This is a genomic window from Escherichia sp. WS568, assembly GCF_046486085.1.
GTDB lineage: Bacteria > Pseudomonadota > Gammaproteobacteria > Enterobacterales > Enterobacteriaceae > Escherichia > Escherichia coli.
Genome location: NZ_JBJQMC010000002.1, coordinates 202609 through 225236, shown reverse-complemented (window position 1 = coordinate 225236; position 22628 = coordinate 202609). Strand labels below are relative to the sequence as shown.

Sequence of the window (22628 nt, the reverse complement as noted above, 5' to 3'; positions counted from 1 at the left end):
CCTCTTATGCCTGCCACGGATGAATGATTACGCCTTGCACCACGCGGTTAACGGTGCCACTGGCTGATGGGGTATCCGGCGTATTGCCCATGTGCAGCGACTGCATCAGTGCAAACGTCTGGGCGTACATCAGGAAGCAAAATGCCTGCTCAACGTCGATAAAGTGACGGGACGGCGGCAGGATGATATGTGGACCGGCGGTAATAACGTCGTTGCTTTCCGCGGCGATGGCGATTACGCGCAATGCCTGGTTGTCACGGCGGAGTTCTGCCAGCAGATCAAGATCATACTGACGGGTGTAAGGGTGGCTGGAGACAAACACCACCACCAGCGTTTCGTTATCGACCAGCGATTTCGGGCCATGACGGAATCCGGTCGGGGAATCATAAAAGGCCGCCAGTTTACCCGCCGTCAGTTCCAGCACTTTCAGCGCCGACTCGCGTGCTGCGCCCTGTAAGCCACCGCTGCCGAGATAAACGATCCGTTTCCACGGTGCGTAACCAAACACACCTTCGCTGAAATCGCCCAGTGAGGTCAGGATCGCCTGGCAACGATCCGCCACATCGCGGAAGCTCTGGCTGTTGATCGTCTCAGGTGCGAAAACCGCGAGGCAGCTGGCCATCATGGTGGTAATGCTGCTGGTCATCGCGAAGCCGCGATCGTGCGTTTCTGCGGGCATCAGCAGGGCAAACGCGTTGTCGCTGTTGATCGCGTTTTGGTAAAGAGCGCCCGCTTCGTTGCAGGTGATCGGCAGGTGATAGCATTCTGGTACAAATTGATTTGCCAGTTCCACGGCGGCGACGCTTTCCGGGCTGTTGCCGGATCGACCGAAGGAGATCAACAGCAGCGGATGAGCTGGATTCAGGTAGTCCATCGGATTAGTGACCAGATCGGTGGTCGGTACGGCGCTGAAGTTTTTACCGGTATGGCTGGCGAGCCACGGCGCGATGATGTCACCGATAAATGCCGAGGTTCCGGCTCCGGTCAGGATTACCCGCAGATTCTCTTTGCGCAGTAACGGTTCAAGGAAGTTATTGAGCGCGGAACGTAGCGCGTCGATGTTGGTGAGTGAACGGATCCATGCGCGAGGCTGATGGCGGATCTCTTCTTCAGTCCATGTACCGGTTGCGGCAGCAGCAGGGGTGTAATTTTCTGGCATAACTCAATCCTTAGTCTGATGAACTTGACGTCGGGCGTTGTCGCTTTCGCTTACCTTTCGTTTCATTTCACTTGGTGATGTCTTTCGTTGATTAAAATCTATAGAAAAGAAACTGAAAGTTCAATGGAGAAAAAAGAAATAAAACGAAATTTGTGATCATTGAAAGAAAAGACAAGGGAAGATTAAAGGATTGCGTGATAACGTCGCTATGTTCACCGATTGCCGGATGCGGCGTACCGTAGGTCGAAGAAGACGCGTCAGCGTCGCATCCGACACCGCTGCACAGATCAAAAAGAAAGAAAAAGAAAGGCCTTACGGGGGAAGTGAAGGCCCAATAAAGGAGCAAACCATCAAAACGAAGCTAATTGACCCTGAATCCAGATTTGTTGCACATGCAGCCCGCTATCCAGCGCAACGACGCTGGCGCGTTTGCCCGGTTTAAGCGATCCCAGAACACCATCAACACCCAGCATACGCGCCGGATGCAGCGATGCCATATGGATGGCTTCCGCAGGCGTTACGCCCGTCAACTCGACCATGTTGCGCACTGCCGCATCGACAGACAGCGTACTGCCCGCCAGCCCACCGGACGCGGTACGGACAACGCCATCGTGCATCTGCACTTCTTCACCACATAACGTATAGCGACCATCCGGCATCCCGGCTGCCTGCATCGCGTCGGTGATCAGCACGATTCTCTCTTTCGCACAGCAACAACACAGCGACATCGCCGCCGGATGTACATGATGACCATCGGCTATCAGTTCCAGCCAGGCGCGCTTGTCCGTTAATCCCGCGCCAACCATCCCCGGTTCGCGGTGATGTAAACCTGTCATCCCGTTATAGCAATGCACCAGGCCGTCGGCACCAGCGTCAAACGCGGCACGGGTTTGTTGCCAGGTCGCCGCGCTATGCCCCAGCATCACCCGTACGTTTTGCTGTTTAAGATAGCGGATGGCCTGCAATGCCCCTTCTTTTTCTGGTGCCAGCGCTACTACGCGCAAGGTGTGCTGAGAAACGGCAATCAATTGATCCAGCTCGGCAATTTCCAGCTCGCGAAACAGCTCCGGCGGATGCGCGCCTTTATTCTGCGGCGTGAAGTACGGTCCTTCGAGATAACTCCCCAGCACTTGCGCACCAGGTCCGCCACGCTGGCAGCGTAGAGCAATACGTTTCAGCGCCGCATGAATGGTATTAAGCGGCGCGGTTACGGTGGTCGGTAACCAACTGCCGACACCTTCGCGTGCCTTGTGCATTGCCAGCTTGTCGAGCGCATCCGGCGCATCATCCATTACATCAACGCCCGCACCACCGTGTACATGGGTGTCGATGTAAGCGGGACAGAGCAGTTCCGCATCGCGTTCAGTCACGCCCACTGGAATCGGTTCGATTGCTGCGATTACACCGTCAGCAATACGCAACTGATGGTCATCGAGCCATCCCTCTTCAGTCAGCAGCCTTCTGGCGCGCAGAACGTGTGTCATATTCCTTCCTCGACCGGACATTCCTCATGGCAGCGACCAAGTTCGTCCACCAGACTGGTTAGCCCACGGTGTCCACACTCCAGCGCCTGCACACGGAACTCTTCACCGCTTAACCCTTCGCGTTCCAGCACCATTTCCAGTAATAGTTGCAAATTTGTGCCGGTGATCACTTCACAGCCCGGTTTTTGCATCGCCAGCGTTGAAGCTACGCGAAACGGCGTGCCGCCCAGCAAATCCGTCAGAAAAACAATGCCGTCTTCACAATCCAGTTGGACGATGGCCTCTTCAAGCTGCGATGTAAGCAGCGCGGTGCTTGAGGTTTCCGGAAAATCGATGGCGATAAACTGCGATTGCTCACCGAGAATTTGCTTCATTGCTTTTTCCATGCCGCTGGCAAATCCGCCATGCCCTGTCAAAATAATACTTAACATCTAATACCTCATTGTATTTAAAGGAAATGGCAGAATTTACCGACGATGCCGAGAACCACGGTAACCGCAATCAGGCGCAGCGGACTCCAGCCGCGGCGTACCAGCCAGAACATGGTCAGGGTGTAGACCAGCGGTAAGAAGGCTGGCATCAGTTTGTCGATAACATCAGCCTGTAACTTAACCACTGCGTCGCCCGCGGTGATTTCCAGCGTGGTGCTTAAACGAACATAGGTTGCCACCAGCGCGCCGATTACCGTCATCCCAACGATAGATGCCGCATGGCCGACTTTTTTGGTATTTGCTTTAATGAGTGGAATCGCCGCCACGCCCATGCGGTAAGCATAATGCGCCAGACCAAAACGCAGCCCCAGGTGCACCACGTTGAACAGCACAATAAAGACGACAGCGCCAAGAATAGAGCCTTGTAGCGCGAGGCTTGCACCTATCCCGCCACAAATCGGCAGTAGCGTTAGCCAGAACATCGCATCGCCAATCCCGCCGAGCGGCGCACCGACGGCAATTTTGGTGCTCTGAATACTGTTAACGTCCTGCTTAGAACGCTCCATCGCAAGGATAATGCCGATAACAAACGTCACCAGAAACGGATGGGTATTGAAGAAACCCATATGCCCCTTCATGGCGCGCGCCAGGTCGCGTTTATTAGTGTGGATCTTTTTCAGAGCAGGCAGCAGACCGTACAACCAGCCAGAAGCCTGCATACGTTCGTAGTTAAAAGACGCTTGTAACAGCATGGAACGCCAGGCGACGCGGTTGATATCTTTTTTCGTCAGCTCTGCGCCAATGCTCTGATCTTCATACACGTTTTCATTGACACCTGTCAGCAGTGTTTCTTCGTTTTCACTGACGTTCGGCAGGGTAGTTTGATTAGATGCCATCTTCAAATTCCTCTTTCTGTGCCGCAGGTTGAGTCGGTTCAGGAGATTTACGCAGCAAGTCGATCAGCGCCATCGCCAGCGCGGCGGCAGCAATAGCCAGCACCGGTAACTTGAGCCAGGCTGCGGCAACAAAGCCCAGGATGAAGTAGGGGATGTAGACGTTTTTCATCATGATTTTCAGCAGCACGGCAAAACCGATTGCTGGCATGATGCCACCCGCGACGCCGAGGCCGTCGATTAATCGTTGCGGCAGGACATCAATGATGGTTTTGGCATGTTCTGCGCCGAAGTAGATAGGCAGGAAAGCGCAGAGAAAATAGAACGTGCCGAGTGCCAGCAATGCCAGATAGTTCACGCGTTCAATGCCGCGAGTATCGGCGTTCTCCGCCATCCGGTCGCAGCGGGACATCACGCCGGACATCACCGAGAACAGGAAGGTAATCCCCATCTGTACTGCGACAGCGAAAGGTACGGCGACACCGACCGCGACATCCGGTTTCACGCCAGTAGTAATGGCAAACGCCGTGCCGACGATAGTACCGATAATCACGTTAGGCGGTTGTGCGCCTGCCAGCGGGGCCAGCCCCATCCACACCAGTTCCAGCGTACCGCCGGTTAAAATACCGGTATGCAGATCGCCAAGTACCAGTCCGACCAACGGGCCGAGGACCACCGGGCGGTGCATATGGGTTAGGCCGTTAAACATATCCAGGCCAGCGATAAAGGCGATAATGCCCAACGCGAATGCCTGCAACAGACTGATTTCCATGATGAATCCCTCAAAGTAATTTAAAGAGGTCCACTGCAGGCTCTGTTGGGACGCCCTGAACGAAGCATTCCACCCCAGCGGCTTTCAGGTCGTTAAATGCTGCGATATCACCCGCATCCACAGAAACCGTTTTGGCGATTTGTTGCTTGCCATTGGCGTAGTGCATATTGCCAACGTTAATGCGATTCACCGGAACGCCACCTTTCACCAGCGTCAGGAAATCGGCAGGTGTTTTACAAACCAGCAGGATTTTCTGTCGATCGGCGGCGCGATGAATGTTGTCGATGACTTTTTGCAGCGTCCAGAAACGTACGGCGATCCCTTCTGCCAGTACCATTTCCATCAGGTTTTGTTGTACCGGATCTTCGGCAACCTCATCGTTGGCTACCAGCACCAGATTTGCCCCCGCAAATCCGACCCACTGAACGCCGACCTGACCGTGAATCAAACGCTCATCAATCCGGCTTAAAACAATATTTGGCATAGCGTGTTCCTCTTTGTTTTGCTTATTGGCCTTCACAGGCTGTGTGGTACTGCGCCAGGATGTCCTGAATATGGTTGATAATGAGTTCCCGTGGTGTTGGCTGCAGCTCGCCGGAGCGAACTTTCACGTATTGCAGCGGCAAATACTGGCTGATCAGCGGTAGCGGAATTGGTGAATCCGCCAGATTACGAACCAGATGAGCGAAAGCGTCATCAATCTGGCTGTCCGGCCAGTAATAGCGCACGCGATCCGAGTAGCTATAACCACGCGCCAGACGACGCGCGTTGCCGTCACCGTGGTAGTGGCTTTGCCAGTATTCCGGGCGGTCGAGCATCACGTTTTCCAGCACCTGACGCAGACCAGAACAGGCTTTTGCTGGTACCAGTTCTTCTTCAATCGCCGCCAGAGAGAACAGAGCTTCACGCAGAGCAAAGGTCAGCGCCGGGCCAACTTTCAGAATGGCAAAGTGGTCAATCACCAGCTGGCGCAGCGATTGCGGCGTTTGGTAATCAGTAGAGTGCGCTTCGAAAATCAGCGTTTCGTAGTTTTCGACCATCTGGCTTAAGGCGGTCGCTTTGACGGGCTGATAATCAATAACGTTGGTGTGATCGAATTCGACGCCGGGTTGAACCACCAGGGCAATAATGCGTGGCCAGATGGCACTCAGACCTTGCTTTTCAAAGGCGTGACGATGGGCTTCCAGCGTGGCGCGGGCGGCATCCGGCGTGGTGACCGCCAGCTCGCTTAAGGTTTCATGCGCGCCGCCAGGTACCGGTACTTCGGTACCAATGACATACTCCAGATCGGCCGCGCCAAAATGTTCACGGCAGGTTTCTTCCGCCACTTTCGCCAGACGAGCGGCGCGTTCGGCCACGATGTCATCAGTTAAGGGAATCGGATCGTCCTGACAGGACATGCTGCAATCAAGGTGAATTTTTTTGAATCCTGCCGCCACGTAGCTTTTAATCAAATCATCGGCATTGGCCATTGCCTGAGCGGCAGGCAGGTTTTGCCAGCGGTTTGGCCCCAGATGGTCGCCACCCAGAATCAACGCATCCTGTGGGAAATTCAACGAGTCGGCGAGCTGACAAACAAAGCCGCGAAAATCGGCGGGCGTCATTCCGGTATAACCGCCGAACTGGTCCACCTGATTGGAGGTTGCTTCAATCAGTAACGGCGTTTGGTTTGCACTGGCGTAGCGGATTGCAGCTTCCAGCACCAGCGGATGTGCGGAACAAACGGCATAAATCCCATTTGTTTTGCCCTCTTTGTGCTGTCTCACCATTTCTGTCAGATGTTTCACTTTCCTCTCCAGTTCAGATTACTGCGATATTAATCTTTCGTTTTGTTTCAGTTGATACTGCGCCATGGTGAGATAAAAATAAAACGAAAGATAATGGTTTTCTGATCTGATTCACAAAAGAAACATAATGAAAGCCACTGAAACGAGAGTAGCTTGCGCCAATGGGTAAGGTGGGCTTGCATTTGCTTAATAGAAAGGCGTTAATAGGCAAAACGAAATGAAACGAAAGTTTTACGAAAGGACTTACTATGAGTAATACCGACGCTTCAGGTGAGAAGCGAATGACAGGCACCAGCGAGCGACGAGAACAGATCATTCAGCGTCTGCGACAGCAAGGGAGTGTGCAGGTTAACGATCTGTCGGCATTGTATGGCGTATCTACTGTGACGATCCGCAACGATCTGGCGTTTCTGGAAAAGCAGGGGATCGCTGTGCGTGCCTATGGTGGCGCGTTGATCTGCGATAGCACAACGCCGTCAGTCGAGCCATCAGTGGAAGATAAAAGCGCACTGAACACCGCGATGAAACGCAGCGTTGCGAAAGCTGCCGTTGAGTTGATTCAGCCTGGTCATCGGGTGATCCTCGACTCCGGGACCACCACTTTTGAGATTGCTCGTCTGATGCGCAAGCACACCGACGTAATTGCGATGACCAACGGTATGAACGTGGCTAATGCGTTGCTGGAAGCGGAAGGCGTTGAGCTGCTGATGACCGGGGGGCATTTGCGCCGTCAGTCGCAATCTTTTTACGGTGATCAGGCTGAGCAATCGCTGCAAAATTACCACTTCGATATGCTGTTTCTTGGTGTAGATGCGATCGATCTGGAGCGCGGCGTCAGCACGCATAATGAAGATGAAGCCCGTTTAAACCGTCGGATGTGCGAAGTTGCGGAACGGATCATCGTGGTCACCGATTCCAGTAAGTTCAACCGTTCCAGTTTACATAAGATCATTGATACTCAACGTATCGACATGATCATTGTTGATGAAGGCATTCCTGCGGATAGTCTGGAAGGACTGCGAAAGGCTGGGGTTGAAGTGATTCTGGTCGGGGAGTGAGAAAGGGTGCCCGCTGGTCAACACGAATGCGTTCGGCGGGCATTGTGAACACCATCAATGGGTTTCTTCTGTCTCTCGGGTGAGGGTTTCCCAGTCGGCAGGAGGATGTCCTCTTTTTAACATTTTGCTGAATACGGTATAGGCATCTGTTTTTTTACCGTAGGTGCGCAGCGTGTTTTCATCGTTCATCCATCCCAGAATGATGACTTTCTCTTTTTCACTATAACGAAAGAAGAGACGATAACGACCAGCACCAAATTTTACCCGTGACCAGTCTTTATTTTTCCCAGAGCCTAACGACTTGCCATGACGGAATGCCGGTGATGATGGATTGACCGTGATATGCTCCTCAATCACTTTATGGACTACCGCCAATAACTTTGTGGCGGCTTTTCTCTGATAATTTTCAGGATCTTTTCCCTTTAATGTCTCGACTTCGGCAACTAAAGCGTCGTAGGTTTCCTGAAAACAGGGATGAGCATATAGCGCCCAACCATTAACCCTTTGTGGAAAATCCATTATTCGTCGTCGCCAATCTCATCGTCAATGTTGACGTCCATGCCAGCGACAAGTTTCTTTCCTTGTTGAGTGTCGAATGGACGAGTTTTTTGCGGGTTGTTCTGGATATCTGCATCCAGAAAACGCAAAAATGCATTCATAGTATGATCCTCCTGTTCATCTCCCAGTCGGCACATAAATACTTGCCCACCAGGCAGAATTTCGTAATGAATGCTGTCCAGGCCTGGCTTCAGTTTTAAGGCCTCACGCACTGGCGCGGGGATAGTTGTTTGTCCGCGTATCGTGACCTTTGATTCAGTGGTCAGTACAGCGTTAGAGCGAGCATTAGCGGGCATTATTTACTGTCCTTTTACAGCCTGTTTTCTGCTCAAATTATAAGCTTGAACTAAGGTAATGCAAATGCATTATTAATGGATGTGTGGACTTTAAACAATAAAAACATGGCACTAAGGCCATGTTTTGCGAGGGACGTTCCAAAAGAAATCAGGTCACCGGTGCTGGGTTAAACACCGCCAGCTGGTTATGCAGTCCCCATTGATCCGAGAAAGTTTTCTTCTTCCCGCTGGCGACGTCGAGAATAAAGTGGAACAACTTCCAGCCCACTTCTTCAATGGTTTCTTCGCCGGTAGCGATAGTGCCCGCGTTAATATCCATTAAATCAAACCAGCGGTTCGCCAGCTCGGTGCGGGTCGCCATTTTAATGACCGGTACCGCCATCAGGCCGTACGGCGTACCACGACCGGTCGTAAACACTTGCACAGTGATACCCGAAGCCACCTGTTGCGTGCCACAGACAAAATCGCTGGCTGGCGTCGCGGCGTAAATTAATCCGCGTTTAGTCGGGCGTTGGCCGGGCGACAGCACTTCAACAATTGCACTTTTACCCGATTTAGCAATGGAGCCGAGCGCTTTCTCCACCACATTTGCCAGACCGCCTTTCTTGTTGCCCGGCGAAGGGTTGGCGCTGCGGTCGGTTTTTCCCATATTGAGATAGTTATCGTACCACTCCATCTCCTCCAGCAGCCGTTTGCCGACCTCTTCGTTCACTGCGCGTGGTGTCAGCAGATGGATCGCGTCACGCACTTCCGTGACTTCTGAAAACATCACCGTTGCGCCGCAGCGCACCAGTAGATCAGACGCATACCCAACCGCCGGGTTTGCCGTTACGCCAGAAAACGCATCGCTGCCACCGCACTGCATGCCGACAACCAGTTCTGAAGCCGGACAGGTTTCTCGCTGTCGTTGATTCAGTTTGTGCAAATGGCGTTCGGCGACCTGCAAAATATCCTCGACCATGGACTGAAAGCCGACATGCTTTTCATCCTGCAAACTGACAATGCTGGCGCTTTCTACTGGAATAGCTTGCACATCATCCGTTCCAGTCAGCAGGCGCTCAGGCTGCAACTTTTCACAACCCAGACCAATCACCATTACTTCGCCGCCAAAGTTAGGGTTCAGCGAAATATTGTGGATGGTACGAATAGGCACAACTGCCGCCGGTGCGTTAATCGCCACGCCACAGCCGTACAAATGATTCAGCCCCACCACGCCATCGACGTTCGGGTATTTCGGTAGCAGATCGCGTTCAATGATTTTTACTACATAGTCCACCACGCCTGCTACACAGTGGACGCTGGTGGTGATGCCGAGCAGGTTTTTAGTGCCCACGCTGCCATCGGCATTGCGATAGCCCTCAAAGGTGTATCCTTCCAGCGGCGGTAAGGGTTCCGGGACTTTGGTTGCCAGTGGCAGCGTGTGTAACGGCGGCGCTTCCGGTAGTACAACCATTGATTCGTCGATCCAGCTTCCGCGTGGGATTGCGCGCACGGCGTAACCAATCACTTCGCCATAACGAATAATTTCACCATTAGCTGGAATGTCCAGCAATGCGACTTTATGCCCCTGGGGAATATGTTCAATTAATTCCAGCCCATCCGGAAAACGCGTTCCTGCTTTCAGGCCATTATCATTAACAATAATTGCCACATTATCTGTGTCGTGAACTTTTATATAAAACGCAGTTGGCGTTTCTTGTCTGATTTCGATGTTGGCCATTGTGCAATATTCTCCAGCCAGGGGTTATTAAAATGAGGACCTGGTCTCATTTAAAAATAAATGACTTCATTGGGTGAAATAAGAATGTCAGGAGTTTAAACGCAGAAATGTGATCAATGTCAATCATTTCAGGGATTGCAGTGCCGCCCGGCAAGGTAAAGCGCAAATCTGTGCTTTAGCGCGCAACCTTATGTGCATATGCTCAAAATAATATTTAAATAGTATTAATTAAATTAGCATTTGCACAATGATTATTATTCTCGCGCTGATTATACTAATTCCCGAGTTCATTGCCGTAACGGCATAAATAAAACTCATAAATAACACCTTCCCCATAATAATAAAAATCAGCATAAGTACCCGAGGTAAATAAAATGATTCTGGACACCGTTGACGTAAAAAAGAAAGGCGTGCATACCCGCTATTTAATATTACTGATTATTTTTATTGTTACCGCCGTTAACTACGCCGATCGTGCAACGCTGTCTATTGCTGGTACCGAAGTGGCAAAAGAGTTGCAGTTAAGTGCGGTTTCGATGGGTTACATCTTCTCCGCTTTTGGCTGGGCCTACCTGCTGATGCAAATTCCCGGCGGCTGGCTGCTTGATAAGTTTGGCTCGAAAAAAGTTTACACCTACAGCCTCTTTTTCTGGTCGCTGTTCACCTTCCTGCAAGGCTTTGTTGATATGTTCCCGCTGGCCTGGGCAGGGATCTCCATGTTCTTTATGCGCTTTATGCTGGGGTTCTCGGAAGCGCCATCATTCCCGGCGAACGCCCGTATTGTCGCCGCCTGGTTCCCAACGAAAGAACGTGGTACTGCCTCCGCCATCTTTAACTCGGCGCAATATTTCTCGCTGGCGCTCTTTTCGCCGCTGCTTGGCTGGCTGACTTTCGCCTGGGGCTGGGAGCACGTCTTCACCGTTATGGGGGTGATTGGTTTTGTGCTGACGGCGCTGTGGATCAAGTTGATTCATAACCCGACAGATCACCCACGTATGTCTGCGGAAGAGCTGAAGTTTATCTCAGAAAATGGCGCGGTGGTCGATATGGACCACAAAAAGCCGGGCAGTGCGGCAGCAAGCGGTCCCAAACTGCATTACATCAAGCAATTGCTCTCTAACCGCATGATGCTGGGCGTATTTTTCGGACAATATTTTATCAACACCATCACCTGGTTCTTCCTCACCTGGTTCCCAATTTATCTGGTGCAGGAAAAAGGCATGTCGATTCTGAAAGTGGGTCTGGTCGCCTCGATTCCGGCACTGTGTGGCTTTGCGGGCGGCGTACTGGGAGGTGTCTTCTCGGATTATCTGATCAAACGCGGTTTGTCCCTGACCCTGGCACGTAAGCTACCGATTGTGCTGGGAATGTTGCTGGCTTCCACCATTATCTTATGTAACTACACCAACAACACCACGCTAGTGGTCATGCTGATGGCGCTGGCTTTCTTTGGCAAAGGATTTGGTGCGCTGGGCTGGCCGGTAATTTCTGACACCGCGCCGAAAGAGATTGTTGGTCTCTGCGGCGGCGTCTTTAACGTCTTTGGCAATGTTGCCTCCATTGTCACTCCACTGGTGATTGGCTACCTGGTAAGTGAATTGCACTCCTTCAATGCAGCACTGGTTTTCGTGGGATGTTCAGCGCTGATGGCGATGGTCTGCTACCTCTTCGTAGTTGGCGACATTAAACGTATGGAATTGCAGAAATAAGCAAAGGTATAAGCGATGAATAACGATGTTTTCCCGAATAAATTCAAAGCCGCACTGGCTGCGAAACAGGTACAAATTGGTTGCTGGTCAGCACTCTCTAACCCGATTAGCACTGAAGTCCTTGGTTTGGCTGGGTTTGACTGGCTGGTGCTGGATGGCGAACATGCGCCAAACGATATCTCCACGTTTATTCCGCAGTTAATGGCCCTGAAAGGCAGCGCCAGCGCGCCAGTAGTGCGAGTGCCGACCAACGAGCCGGTAATTATTAAGCGTCTTCTGGATATCGGTTTCTATAACTTCCTGATTCCTTTTGTAGAAACAAAAGAGGAAGCAGAGCAGGCGGTGGCATCAACCCGTTACCCACCGGAAGGCATTCGCGGCGTCTCCGTTTCTCACCGCGCCAATATGTTTGGCACCGTGGCGGATTATTTCGCTCAGTCGAACAAGAACATCACCATTCTGGTCCAGATAGAAAGTCAGCAGGGCGTAGATAACGTCGATGCCATTGCCGCTACCGAAGGCGTAGACGGTATCTTCGTCGGCCCCAGCGATCTGGCTGCGGCATTAGGCCATCTCGGCAATGCCTCGCACCCGGATGTACAAAAAGCAATCCAGCATATTTTTAACCGTGCCAGTGCGCACGGCAAACCCAGCGGTATCCTCGCACCGGTCGAAGCCGATGCGCGTCGTTATCTGGAATGGGGGGCGACGTTTGTGGCTGTCGGCAGCGATCTCGGCGTCTTCCGCTCTGCCACTCAGAAACTGGCTGATACCTTTAAAAAATAACCACCACCGCAACAAGAGAGATGATTGATATGACTATGAAAGTTGGTTTTATTGGCCTGGGGATTATGGGTAAACCAATGAGTAAAAACCTTCTGAAAGCAGGTTACTCGCTGGTGGTTGCTGACCGTAACCCAGAAGCTATTGCTGACGTGATTGCTGCAGGTGCAGAAACAGCGTCTACGGCTAAAGCGATCGCTGAACAGTGCGACGTCATCATAACCATGCTGCCAAACTCCCCTCATGTGAAAGAGGTGGCGCTGGGTGAGAATGGCATTATTGAAGGCGCGAAGCCTGGTACGGTATTGATCGATATGAGTTCTATCGCACCGCTGGCAAGCCGTGAAATCAGCGAAGCGCTGAAAGCGAAAGGCATTGATATGCTGGATGCTCCGGTGAGCGGCGGTGAACCGAAAGCTATCGACGGTACGCTGTCAGTGATGGTGGGCGGCGACAAGGCTATTTTCGACAAATACTATGATTTGATGAAAGCAATGGCGGGTTCCGTGGTGCATACCGGGGAAATTGGTGCAGGTAACGTTACCAAACTGGCGAATCAGGTCATTGTGGCGCTGAATATTGCCGCGATGTCAGAAGCGTTAACGCTGGCAACCAAAGCGGGCGTTAACCCGGATTTGGTGTATCAGGCAATTCGCGGTGGACTGGCGGGCAGTACCGTGCTGGATGCCAAAGCGCCGATGGTGATGGACCGCAACTTCAAGCCGGGCTTCCGTATTGATCTGCATATTAAGGATCTGGCAAATGCGCTGGATACTTCCCACGGCGTCGGCGCGCAACTGCCGCTCACAGCTGCGGTTATGGAGATGATGCAGGCACTGCGAGCAGATGGTTTAGGAACGGCAGATCATAGCGCCCTGGCGTGCTACTACGAAAAACTGGCGAAAGTCGAAGTTACTCGTTAATGACGTCGTGCCCGGATGGCGTATTGCAATCCGGGCCTGGAATCCAGGCCGAATAAGAGAAACGCCCTCCGGCGTCATGTGGTAACAGGCATAGGTATGAAAATCGTAATCGCCCCAGACTCTTATAAAGAAAGTTTATCTGCCAGCGAGGTTGCGCAGGCGATAGAAAAAGGATTTCGGGAAATTTTTCCTGATGCACAGTACGTTTCTGTTCCTGTTGCCGATGGTGGCGAAGGAACGGTGGAAGCGATGATTGCAGCCACCCAGGGTTCCGAACGTCACGCCTGGGTTACAGGGCCGCTGGGCGAGAAGGTGAATGCCAGTTGGGGGATCTCCGGCGATGGCAAAACCGCGTTTATTGAAATGGCGGCGGCCAGTGGGCTGGAGCTGGTACCTGCGGAAAAACGTGATCCACTCGTGACCACTTCACGCGGCACAGGCGAGTTAATTCTGCAGGCGCTGGAGAGCGGCGCGACAAACATTATTATCGGCATTGGCGGTAGCGCTACAAATGATGGCGGTGCAGGCATGGTACAGGCGCTGGGGGCGAAATTATGCGACGCCAACGGCAATGAAATTGGTTTTGGCGGCGGTAGTCTTAATACTCTGAATGATATTGATATTTCCGGCCTCGATCCGCGCTTAAAAGATTGCGTCATTCGCGTCGCTTGTGATGTCACCAATCCGCTGGTGGGCGATAACGGCGCATCGCGCATCTTTGGCCCACAAAAGGGAGCCAGTGAAGCGATGATTGTTGAGCTGGACAATAACCTTTCTCACTATGCCGATGTCATTAAAAAAGCGCTGCATGTTGATGTGAAAGATGTCCCCGGCGCAGGAGCTGCGGGTGGTATGGGCGCGGCGCTAATGGCGTTTCTTGGTGCGGAACTGAAAAGCGGTATTGAAATCGTCACGACGGCGCTGAATCTGGAGGAACATATTCACGATTGTACGCTGGTGATCACCGGTGAAGGGCGTATTGACAGCCAGAGTATACACGGCAAGGTTCCGATTGGCGTCGCAAACGTGGCGAAAAAGTACCATAAACCGGTGATTGGCATTGCGGGTAGCCTGACCAATGATGTTGGCGTTGTACATCAGCATGGCATTGATGCGGTCTTCAGCGTATTGACCAGTATTGGTACGTTGGACGAAGCATTCCGCGGGGCTTATGACAATATTTACCGTGCTTCACGTAATATCGCCGCGACACTGGCGATTGGAATGCGCAACGCGGGGTGACAAGGGCGCGCAAACCCTCTATACTGCGCGCCGAAGCTGACCAGACAGTCGCCGCTTCGTCGTCGTCCTCTTCGGGGGAGACGGGCGGAGGGGAGGAAAGTCCGGGCTCCATAGGGCAGGGTGCCAGGTAACGCCTGGGGGGGAAACCCACGACCAGTGCAACAGAGAGCAAACCGCCGATGGCCCGCGCAAGCGGGATCAGGTAAGGGTGAAAGGGTGCGGTAAGAGCGCACCGCGCGGCTGGTAACAGTCCGTGGCACGGTAAACTCCACCCGGAGCAAGGCCAAATAGGGGTTCATAAGGTACGGCCCGTACTGAACCCGGGTAGGCTGCTTGAGCCAGTGAGCGATTGCTGGCCTAGATGAATGACTGTCCACGACAGAACCCGGCTTATCGGTCAGTTTCACCTGTTTTACGTAAAAACCCGCTTCGGCGGGTTTTTGCTTTTTGGAGGAGCGGAAAGATGAATGACTGTCCACGACGCTATACCCAAAAGAAAGCGGCTTATCGGTCAGTTTCACCTGTTTTACGTAAAAAACCGCTTCGGCGGGTTTTTGCTTTTTGGAGCATAGTGTAAGATGAATAAATATCTACGGTATTAATAATAGACTTTGTAAGAAATTATTAAGTCTATATTGCATTTAAAAGGTCGTAATCATACGTATAGTCCTCTCTGGTAAAATATTGCTTCTCTGAGTTATAAGCTTCATATGTGTTATATTTTACGACCTCAAAGCAATTGTCATGAGAATTTTCGTCTTTCTCTAGTGTATTATCTGAAAGGAATTCCTCTGAGCTAGAATCCTCTATGTTTAAATCTGTATTGTAATTAATTTTTGGAACGATTAGATAAGCATTTTCTTTGACGCTTTCATAATCTTTAATGATTATATCGATGTAATAATCTATTTTTTCTAATGAGAATGCTTTCATCTCTGGTAATTTAATTCTGTTCAAGTAATTGTTAATTTTCGATGAGCTTTTATATATTTCTTTTGTTAATTCATTTTCTAATTCATCTGTTAGAGTTGCTCTTGGTATAGATTCTATAATTGCAAGTCTCATAATTTTTAATTGTTCTTCGGTAATATCTCCAAGCGCATTTAAACAACTTTCGACAAGCTTAATTTTTTCTTCAGAATACATATCGTTAATGCTTGTTATAACAGGCGTTATTTTTAGTAAATAATCCCATGAGATTGTGGCGTTTTGTTTTGAACTAACGAAATTTACCTGAAACATGTTGGCATTAGTAAAATCTGTGTCATCCAATTTAAAAGGATTTAAAATTGTATTGGCCATATGTTTATCTGTAAAATCATAAAGTTCTAAATCGACATTCCGTAAGTCCAGAGAGGATAGATCAACTATACCTCCAGTCCCACAACTAAAGATTACGTTCAACCTCCTGATTTCATTGTAAATGTCTTTCAATGGGCAATTAACATTGATATTGCCTGTGGATATTTCCTGGTTTTTTAACGGTTCATTAATTGTAAGTTCACAGGTATTGTCTGATCGTTGAATAATTCGGGCGTTATAACCAAAAAAATCCATACGAAGAGACGAATCATTATAAAGAATTACATTTTGTAAGTACGCTAATTCTTTTTGAAAATCACCAGTGATAATGCATTTCCCACCTGGTTGTAACGCGTTAAGTAAAGTGACCATTTCAATAGAGGTCTGTTTTAGTTTTTCTATACCTGGTGCTAGTGCTTCGAGGTTATTAACTATGGGGCTTTCAGGAAGATCATTCATTTTTCGACGGACTAAATCACTACTAATATCATTACCAATTGATGAAACAGGGAACATTATTTTATCCTTTATAAATAATCAATAAAAATAATTATTAAAATGATCGGGTGAAAAAAAGAGAATTTGCCAACAATCTGAAGTAATGCTGGTTTTATTAAAGTGCGCAGGAGGTGTTAAGATGGCTTCTTTTCGGGTGAATTTTGCACAATACTTAGAAATCGTCTCCTTAATACATTCCAGCTCTTTTTTATTGACGGCTGAGCAAATACATTGTTCACCAAAAGGTGCAAAAGTGCCTACATCTAATGTTTGTATGATATAATCGTCATGTTCTCCTGTAGAAATATCTATGATGAATGGACTCATATTTTCCGGTTGGATTCGGATCATGACAGAAGGAATATCGCCTTGATAGAAATTCAATGCAGTAATTGCAGATAATACTCTCCGCAGTTCATTACTTATACTGTATATTTTATTAACGTCATTGGTGGAGACAATTTCTGCAAACTTTCTTTTTACCGTCCAATAATCAATATTTCTGTTGTGATTGTTAACCACTGCGTGCATTGGCGGGATTGAAGGGTGAAAAATATGTGCAATTGGGAAGCCTTTCATTGATGCCTGCCTTGTCATCATGACAAACAATAATAGATGCTTATTTTCCTCGCACGGCACTTTCGCACTATCAAAAAACGCTCATTTACCCGGCATTACAGTAAACGAAGCAACATTCTGTGGCCTACGCCGATCAAAAGCTCTGTGAAAATTCCCCTTGTTGTCTTTGGCTGACCTTATCGCGGCGACCAGCAATTATTCGTTTTGTGATCCTCAACACAAAATGCTATTCGTCACCTATGAGGGGAGAAGAATTTATGGAAAACGATTGCATTCACAAAATGACGTCCTGTCATGAGGGAGAAAGTTGACGTTAATCAATTGTTCGAGATGATCAATACCTGTATTCGAAATTTTAAAATATTGATAAAATAAATGTTTGTTCTCCAACAAATAGCGTGAAAAAATGTGACGTGCCGCATTATTTATCGCTGAAAATGGTTTATTTATAATAAAATTTGAGAACTTGCTCATTAAATTTAACTCAAATTTTGCCTGGTAATTATCCGGTAATTGCTTGAAATATGGTCTCAGCCCCTTTTTTGTATTAACCACATAACGAATGATGTTATCGCCATAAAATATGGTTATCCCCGTCATTTTTTTTGACAAAAATCAGGGTTTATGCTGATTTTTATACTTTAACTTATTGATATATAAAGATATTTAATTGAAATAACGATGCCCTGGAATGTATTGAAAGTTAATTTGTGAGTGGTCGCACATATCCTGTTCATTTCATTTTGATACACTTCATGCCGTCAATGAGGTAATTAACGTAGGTCGTTATGAGCACTATTCTTCTTCCGAAAACGCAGCACCTGGTAGTCTTTCAGGAAGTCATTAGAAGTGGCTCTATCGGCTCGGCTGCAAAAGAATTAGGGTTAACTCAACCGGCCGTCAGTAAAATCATTAACGATATTGAAGATTATTTTGGCGTGGAATTAGTGGTGCGGAAAAATACCGGTGTAACATTAACACCTGCCGGTCAATTGTTACTCTCCCGTTCCGAATCCATTACCCGTGAAATGAAAAATATGGTTAATGAGATAAGCGGTATGTCTTCTGAGGCGGTGGTGGAAGTCTCATTTGGTTTTCCTTCATTGATTGGTTTTACTTTTATGTCAGGGATGATCAACAAGTTCAAAGAGGTGTTCCCGAAAGCGCAGGTTTCTATGTATGAAGCGCAACTGTCTTCGTTCTTACCGGCAATCCGCGACGGTCGACTTGATTTTGCGATTGGTACGTTAAGCGCAGAAATGAAGCTTCAGGATTTACATGTTGAGCCGCTGTTCGAGTCCGAGTTTGTGCTGGTAGCCAGTAAGTCCCGAACATGCACCGGCACCACCACGCTGGAGTCGTTGAAGAACGAACAGTGGGTGTTGCCACAAACCAATATGGGATACTACAGCGAGCTGCTCACCACGTTACAAAGAAATGGCATCAGTATTGAAAACATCGTTAAAACCGACTCAGTCGTGACAATTTATAATCTTGTTCTCAATGCTGATTTCTTAACTGTAATTCCATGTGATATGACATCACCTTTTGGTTCTAATCAATTTATTACTATTCCGGTTGAAGAAACATTACCTGTGGCACAATATGCCGCGGTATGGTCGAAAAATTATCGTATTAAAAAAGCAGCATCGGTTTTGGTGGAATTAGCCAAAGAGTATTCATCTTATAATGGGTGTAGACGAAGGCAATTAATTGAAGTTGGTTAGTTATTTGTTTTTATTTAAACATAAATAATCCACCTGTCTGTTTTGCAGGTGTCGGTTACGGTTACCTACATATTTAATTCAGGCTAAGAGGTTTTATAATGCATATTACATACGATCTCCCGGTTGCTATTGATGACATCATTGAAGCAAAACAACGACTGGCTGGGCGAATTTATAAAACAGGCATGCCTCGCTCCAACTATTTTAGTGAACGTTGCAAAGGTGAAATATTCCTCAAATTCGAAAACATGCAGCGTACGGGTTCATTTAAAATTCGTGGCGCATTTAATAAATTAAGTTCACTGACCGATGCGGAAAAACGCAAAGGCGTGGTGGCCTGTTCTGCGGGCAACCATGCGCAAGGGGTTTCCCTCTCCTGCGCGATGCTGGGCATCGACGGTAAAGTGGTGATGCCAAAAGGTGCGCCAAAATCCAAAGTAGCGGCAACGTGCGACTACTCCGCAGAAGTCGTTCTGCATGGTGATAACTTCAACGACACTATCGCTAAAGTGAGCGAAATTGTCGAAATGGAAGGCCGTATTTTTATCCCACCTTACGATGATCCGAAAGTGATTGCTGGCCAGGGAACGATTGGTCTGGAAATTATGGAAGATCTCTATGATGTCGATAACGTGATTGTGCCAATTGGTGGTGGCGGTTTAATTGCTGGTATTGCGGTGGCAATTAAATCTATTAACCCGACCATTCGTGTTATTGGCGTACAGTCTGAAAACGTTCACGGCATGGCGGCTTCTTTCCACTCCGGAGAAATAACCACGCACCGAACTACCGGCACCCTGGCGGATGGTTGTGATGTCTCCCGCCCGGGTAATTTAACTTACGAAATCGTTCGTGAATTAGTCGATGACATCGTGCTGGTCAGCGAAGACGAAATCAGAAACAGTATGATTGCCTTAATTCAGCGCAATAAAGTCGTCACCGAAGGCGCAGGCGCTCTGGCATGTGCTGCATTATTAAGCGGTAAATTAGACCAATATATTCAAAACAGAAAAACCGTCAGTATTATTTCCGGCGGCAATATCGATCTTTCTCGCGTCTCTCAAATCACCGGTTTCGTTGACGCTTAATTAATTCGTTGAGGATAGGATATGAGTACTTCAGATAGCATTGTATCCAGCCAGACAAAACAATCGTCCTGGCGTAAATCAGATACCACATGGACGTTAGGCTTGTTTGGTACGGCAATCGGCGCCGGGGTGCTGTTCTTCCCTATCCGCGCAGGTTTTGGCGGACTGATCCCGATTCTTCTGATGTTGGTATTGGCATACCCCATCGCGTTTTATTGCCACCGGGCGCTGGCGCGTCTGTGTCTTTCTGGCTCTAACCCTTCCGGCAACATTACGGAAACGGTGGAAGAGCATTTTGGTAAAACTGGCGGCGTGGTTATCACGTTCCTGTACTTCTTCGCGATTTGCCCACTGCTGTGGATTTATGGCGTTACTATTACCAATACCTTTATGACGTTCTGGGAAAACCAGCTCGGCTTTGCACCGCTGAATCGCGGCTTTGTGGCGCTGTTCCTGTTGCTGCTGATGGCTTTCGTCATCTGGTTTGGTAAGGATCTGATGGTTAAAGTGATGAGCTACCTGGTATGGCCGTTTATCGCCAGCCTGGTGCTGATTTCTCTGTCGCTGATCCCTTACTGGAACTCTGCAGTTATCGACCAGGTTGACCTCGGTTCGCTGTCGTTAACTGGTCATGACGGTATCCTGATCACTGTCTGGCTGGGGATTTCCATCATGGTTTTCTCCTTTAACTTCTCGCCAATCGTCTCTTCCTTCGTGGTTTCTAAACGTGAAGAGTATGAGAAAGACTTCGGTCGCGACTTCACCGAACGTAAATGTTCCCAAATCATTTCTCGTGCCAGCATGCTGATGGTTGCAGTGGTGATGTTCTTTGCCTTTAGCTGCCTGTTTACGCTGTCTCCGGCCAACATGGCGGAAGCCAAAGCGCAGAATATTCCAGTGCTTTCTTATCTGGCTAACCACTTTGCGTCCATGACCGGTACCAAAACAACGTTCGCGATTACACTGGAATATGCGGCTTCCATCATCGCACTCGTGGCTATCTTCAAATCTTTCTTCGGTCACTATCTGGGGACGCTGGAAGGCTTGAATGGCCTGATTCTGAAGTTCGGTTATAAAGGTGACAAAACCAAAGTGTCGCTGGGTAAACTGAATACTCTCAGCATGATCTTCATCATGGGCTCCACCTGGGTTGTTGCCTACGCCAACCCGAACATCCTCGACCTGATTGAAGCCATGGGCGCACCGATTATCGCATCCCTGCTGTGCCTGTTGCCGATGTATGCCATCCGTAAAGCGCCGTCTCTGGCGAAATACCGTGGTCGTCTGGATAACGTGTTTGTTACCGTGATTGGTCTGCTGACCATCCTGAACATCGTATACAAACTGTTTTAATCCGTAACTCAGGATGAGAAAAGAGATGAATGAATTTCCGGTTGTTTTGGTTATTAACTGTGGTTCGTCTTCGATTAAGTTTTCCGTACTCGATGCCAGCGACTGTGAAGTATTAATGTCAGGTATTGCCGACGGTATTAACTCGGAAAATGCATTCTTATCCGTAAATGGGGGAGAGCCAGCACCGCTGGCTCACCACAGCTACGAAGGTGCATTGAAGGCAATTGCATTTGAACTGGAAAAACGGAATTTAAATGACAGTGTGGCCTTAATTGGCCACCGCATCGCTCACGGCGGCAGTATTTTTACCGAGTCCGCCATTATTACCGATGAAGTCATTGATAATATCCGTCGCGTTTCTCCACTGGCACCCCTGCATAATTACGCCAATTTAAGCGGTATTGAATCGGCGCAGCAATTATTTCCGGGCGTAACTCAGGTGGCGGTATTTGATACCAGTTTCCACCAGACGATGGCTCCGGAAGCTTATTTATACGGCCTGCCGTGGAAATATTATGAAGAGTTAGGTGTACGCCGTTATGGTTTCCACGGCACGTCGCACCGCTATGTTTCCCAGCGCGCACATTCTTTGCTGAATCTGGCGGAAGATGACTCCGGCCTGGTTGTGGCGCATCTTGGCAATGGCGCGTCAATCTGTGCAGTTCGCAACGGTCAGAGTGTTGATACCTCAATGGGAATGACGCCGCTGGAAGGCTTGATGATGGGTACCCGCAGTGGCGATGTCGACTTTGGTGCGATGTCCTGGGTCGCCAGCCAAACCAACCAGAGCCTGGGTGACCTGGAACGCGTAGTGAATAAAGAGTCGGGATTATTAGGTATTTCCGGTCTTTCTTCGGATTTACGTGTTCTGGAAAAAGCCTGGCATGAAGGTCACGAACGCGCGCAACTGGCAATTAAAACCTTTGTTCACCGAATTGCCCGTCATATTGCCGGACACGCAGCCTCATTACATCGCCTGGATGGAATTATATTCACCGGCGGAATAGGAGAGAATTCAAGTTTAATTCGTCGTCTGGTCATGGAACATTTGGCTGTATTAGGCGTAGAGATTGATACAGAAATGAATAATCGCTCTAACTCCTGTGGAGAGCGAATTGTTTCCAGTGAAAATGCGCGTGTCATTTGCGCCGTTATCCCAACCAACGAAGAAAAAATGATTGCTTTGGATGCCATTCATTTAGGCAAAGTGAACGCGCCCGCAGAATTTGCATAATTTAGTTGAAGTATTGTAGAGAGATTATTTTT

Annotated in this window: 22 protein-coding genes and 1 other RNA gene; 10 read left to right on the top strand and 13 right to left on the bottom strand. The window is 49.0% G+C overall.

The genetic code is table 11. From position 1 onward, the window contains the following. Positions 1 to 4: 4 nt before the first annotated feature. The 7 genes from ACJHWR_RS03470 to kbaZ form a co-directional block, all read right to left on the bottom strand. Positions 5 to 1159 carry an AgaS family sugar isomerase gene (locus ACJHWR_RS03470; protein WP_001114880.1) on the bottom strand — a complete coding sequence of 385 codons (1155 nt, stop codon included), beginning with the start codon at positions 1157 to 1159 and terminating at the stop codon, positions 5 to 7. A 350-nt stretch (positions 1160 to 1509) separates the two neighbouring features. Next, on the bottom strand, positions 1510 to 2643 hold the full coding sequence (gene nagA / locus ACJHWR_RS03465) for an N-acetylglucosamine-6-phosphate deacetylase (RefSeq protein WP_023141632.1): 1134 nt from the start codon (positions 2641 to 2643) through the stop codon (positions 1510 to 1512). Beyond that, positions 2640 to 3074, bottom strand: a complete 435-nt coding sequence (gene agaF, locus ACJHWR_RS03460) for a PTS galactosamine/N-acetylgalactosamine transporter subunit IIA (protein WP_000948834.1) — start codon at positions 3072 to 3074, stop codon at positions 2640 to 2642. Before agaF ends, nagA begins: the two co-directional genes overlap by 4 nt. Before the next feature lie 17 nt (positions 3075 to 3091). Then, the gene (gene agaE, locus ACJHWR_RS03455) at positions 3092 to 3970 is read right to left on the bottom strand and encodes a PTS N-acetylgalactosamine transporter subunit IID (protein ID WP_001295548.1); all 879 of its coding nucleotides are present in this window, start codon (positions 3968 to 3970) and stop codon (positions 3092 to 3094) included. Beyond that, positions 3960 to 4739, bottom strand: a complete 780-nt coding sequence (gene agaW / locus ACJHWR_RS03450) for a PTS N-acetylgalactosamine transporter subunit IIC (protein ID WP_000406214.1) — start codon at positions 4737 to 4739, stop codon at positions 3960 to 3962. Before agaW ends, agaE begins: the two co-directional genes overlap by 11 nt. A 10-nt stretch (positions 4740 to 4749) precedes the next feature. Then, positions 4750 to 5223 carry a PTS N-acetylgalactosamine transporter subunit IIB gene (gene agaV / locus ACJHWR_RS03445; RefSeq protein WP_001295547.1) on the bottom strand — a complete coding sequence of 158 codons (474 nt, stop codon included), beginning with the start codon at positions 5221 to 5223 and terminating at the stop codon, positions 4750 to 4752. Between the two features lie 22 nt (positions 5224 to 5245). Continuing rightward, the gene (kbaZ, locus tag ACJHWR_RS03440) at positions 5246 to 6526 is read right to left on the bottom strand and encodes a tagatose-bisphosphate aldolase subunit KbaZ (RefSeq protein ID WP_000681958.1); all 1281 of its coding nucleotides are present in this window, start codon (positions 6524 to 6526) and stop codon (positions 5246 to 5248) included. 248 nt (positions 6527 to 6774) lie between these two features. Between kbaZ and agaR the strand changes: the two genes are divergently transcribed. Further along, positions 6775 to 7584, top strand: coding sequence for an aga operon transcriptional regulator AgaR (gene agaR / locus ACJHWR_RS03435; RefSeq protein WP_000072171.1), 810 nt, complete (start codon positions 6775 to 6777; stop codon positions 7582 to 7584). A 54-nt stretch (positions 7585 to 7638) separates the two neighbouring features. Here the strand turns inward: agaR and yhaV are convergent, their stop codons facing one another. From yhaV to garD, 3 genes are all read right to left on the bottom strand, one after another. Continuing rightward, positions 7639 to 8103 carry a type II toxin-antitoxin system ribonuclease toxin YhaV gene (gene yhaV, locus ACJHWR_RS03430; RefSeq protein ID WP_000347273.1) on the bottom strand — a complete coding sequence of 155 codons (465 nt, stop codon included), beginning with the start codon at positions 8101 to 8103 and terminating at the stop codon, positions 7639 to 7641. Continuing rightward, positions 8103 to 8438 (bottom strand): type II toxin-antitoxin system antitoxin PrlF, encoded by a 336-nt coding sequence (prlF, locus tag ACJHWR_RS03425; RefSeq protein ID WP_021547164.1) that lies wholly within the window; start codon positions 8436 to 8438, stop codon positions 8103 to 8105. Before prlF ends, yhaV begins: the two co-directional genes overlap by 1 nt. Positions 8439 to 8586: 148 nt before the next feature. Beyond that, positions 8587 to 10158 (bottom strand): galactarate dehydratase, encoded by a 1572-nt coding sequence (gene garD / locus ACJHWR_RS03420; RefSeq protein WP_001273756.1) that lies wholly within the window; start codon positions 10156 to 10158, stop codon positions 8587 to 8589. Between the two features lie 374 nt (positions 10159 to 10532). On the opposite strand from garD, the gene garP reads away from it, so the two are divergent. From garP to rnpB, 5 genes are all read left to right on the top strand, one after another. Further along, a complete protein-coding gene (gene garP / locus ACJHWR_RS03415) occupies positions 10533 to 11867 on the top strand; it encodes a galactarate/glucarate/glycerate transporter GarP (protein WP_000599651.1) in 1335 nt (444 codons plus the stop codon). Positions 11868 to 11882: 15 nt separating this feature from the next. Continuing rightward, the gene (gene garL, locus ACJHWR_RS03410) at positions 11883 to 12653 is read left to right on the top strand and encodes a 2-dehydro-3-deoxyglucarate aldolase (protein ID WP_001058227.1); all 771 of its coding nucleotides are present in this window, start codon (positions 11883 to 11885) and stop codon (positions 12651 to 12653) included. A 29-nt stretch (positions 12654 to 12682) separates the two neighbouring features. Beyond that, a complete protein-coding gene (gene garR, locus ACJHWR_RS03405; protein WP_001303675.1) occupies positions 12683 to 13573 on the top strand; it encodes a 2-hydroxy-3-oxopropionate reductase in 891 nt (296 codons plus the stop codon). Between the two features lie 96 nt (positions 13574 to 13669). After that, positions 13670 to 14815 (top strand): glycerate 2-kinase, encoded by a 1146-nt coding sequence (gene garK, locus ACJHWR_RS03400; protein ID WP_001330125.1) that lies wholly within the window; start codon positions 13670 to 13672, stop codon positions 14813 to 14815. Between the two features lie 32 nt (positions 14816 to 14847). After that, positions 14848 to 15224, top strand: an RNA gene (gene rnpB, locus ACJHWR_RS03395) — RNase P RNA component class A. Between the two features lie 221 nt (positions 15225 to 15445). Here the strand turns inward: rnpB and ACJHWR_RS03390 are convergent. From ACJHWR_RS03390 to tdcR, 3 genes are all read right to left on the bottom strand, one after another. Continuing rightward, positions 15446 to 16633: a YhaC family protein gene (locus ACJHWR_RS03390; RefSeq protein WP_000484566.1), complete on the bottom strand. Its 1188-nt coding sequence runs from the start codon at positions 16631 to 16633 to the stop codon at positions 15446 to 15448. Positions 16634 to 16654: 21 nt separating this feature from the next. Next, the gene (yhaB, locus tag ACJHWR_RS03385) at positions 16655 to 17194 is read right to left on the bottom strand and encodes a protein YhaB (protein ID WP_000675735.1); all 540 of its coding nucleotides are present in this window, start codon (positions 17192 to 17194) and stop codon (positions 16655 to 16657) included. A 255-nt stretch (positions 17195 to 17449) separates the two neighbouring features. Then, entirely contained in the window at positions 17450 to 17668 is a 219-nt protein-coding gene (gene tdcR, locus ACJHWR_RS03380; protein WP_135143344.1) for a transcriptional activator TdcR, read from the bottom strand. 314 nt (positions 17669 to 17982) lie between these two features. Here tdcR and tdcA point away from each other — a divergent pair, with 314 nt between their 5' ends. The 4 genes from tdcA to tdcD all read left to right on the top strand — a co-directional run bounded on the left by tdcA (position 17983) and on the right by tdcD (position 22596). Continuing rightward, positions 17983 to 18921, top strand: coding sequence for a transcriptional regulator TdcA (tdcA, locus tag ACJHWR_RS03375; RefSeq protein WP_000104211.1), 939 nt, complete (start codon positions 17983 to 17985; stop codon positions 18919 to 18921). A gap of 98 nt (positions 18922 to 19019) precedes the next feature. Next, on the top strand, positions 19020 to 20009 hold the full coding sequence (gene tdcB / locus ACJHWR_RS03370; protein ID WP_000548347.1) for a bifunctional threonine ammonia-lyase/L-serine ammonia-lyase TdcB: 990 nt from the start codon (positions 19020 to 19022) through the stop codon (positions 20007 to 20009). A gap of 21 nt (positions 20010 to 20030) precedes the next feature. Further along, positions 20031 to 21362, top strand: a complete 1332-nt coding sequence (gene tdcC / locus ACJHWR_RS03365; protein WP_000107721.1) for a threonine/serine transporter TdcC — start codon at positions 20031 to 20033, stop codon at positions 21360 to 21362. A gap of 25 nt (positions 21363 to 21387) precedes the next feature. Further along, positions 21388 to 22596, top strand: coding sequence for a propionate kinase (gene tdcD, locus ACJHWR_RS03360; RefSeq protein ID WP_001361211.1), 1209 nt, complete (start codon positions 21388 to 21390; stop codon positions 22594 to 22596). Positions 22597 to 22628: the final 32 nt, after the last annotated feature.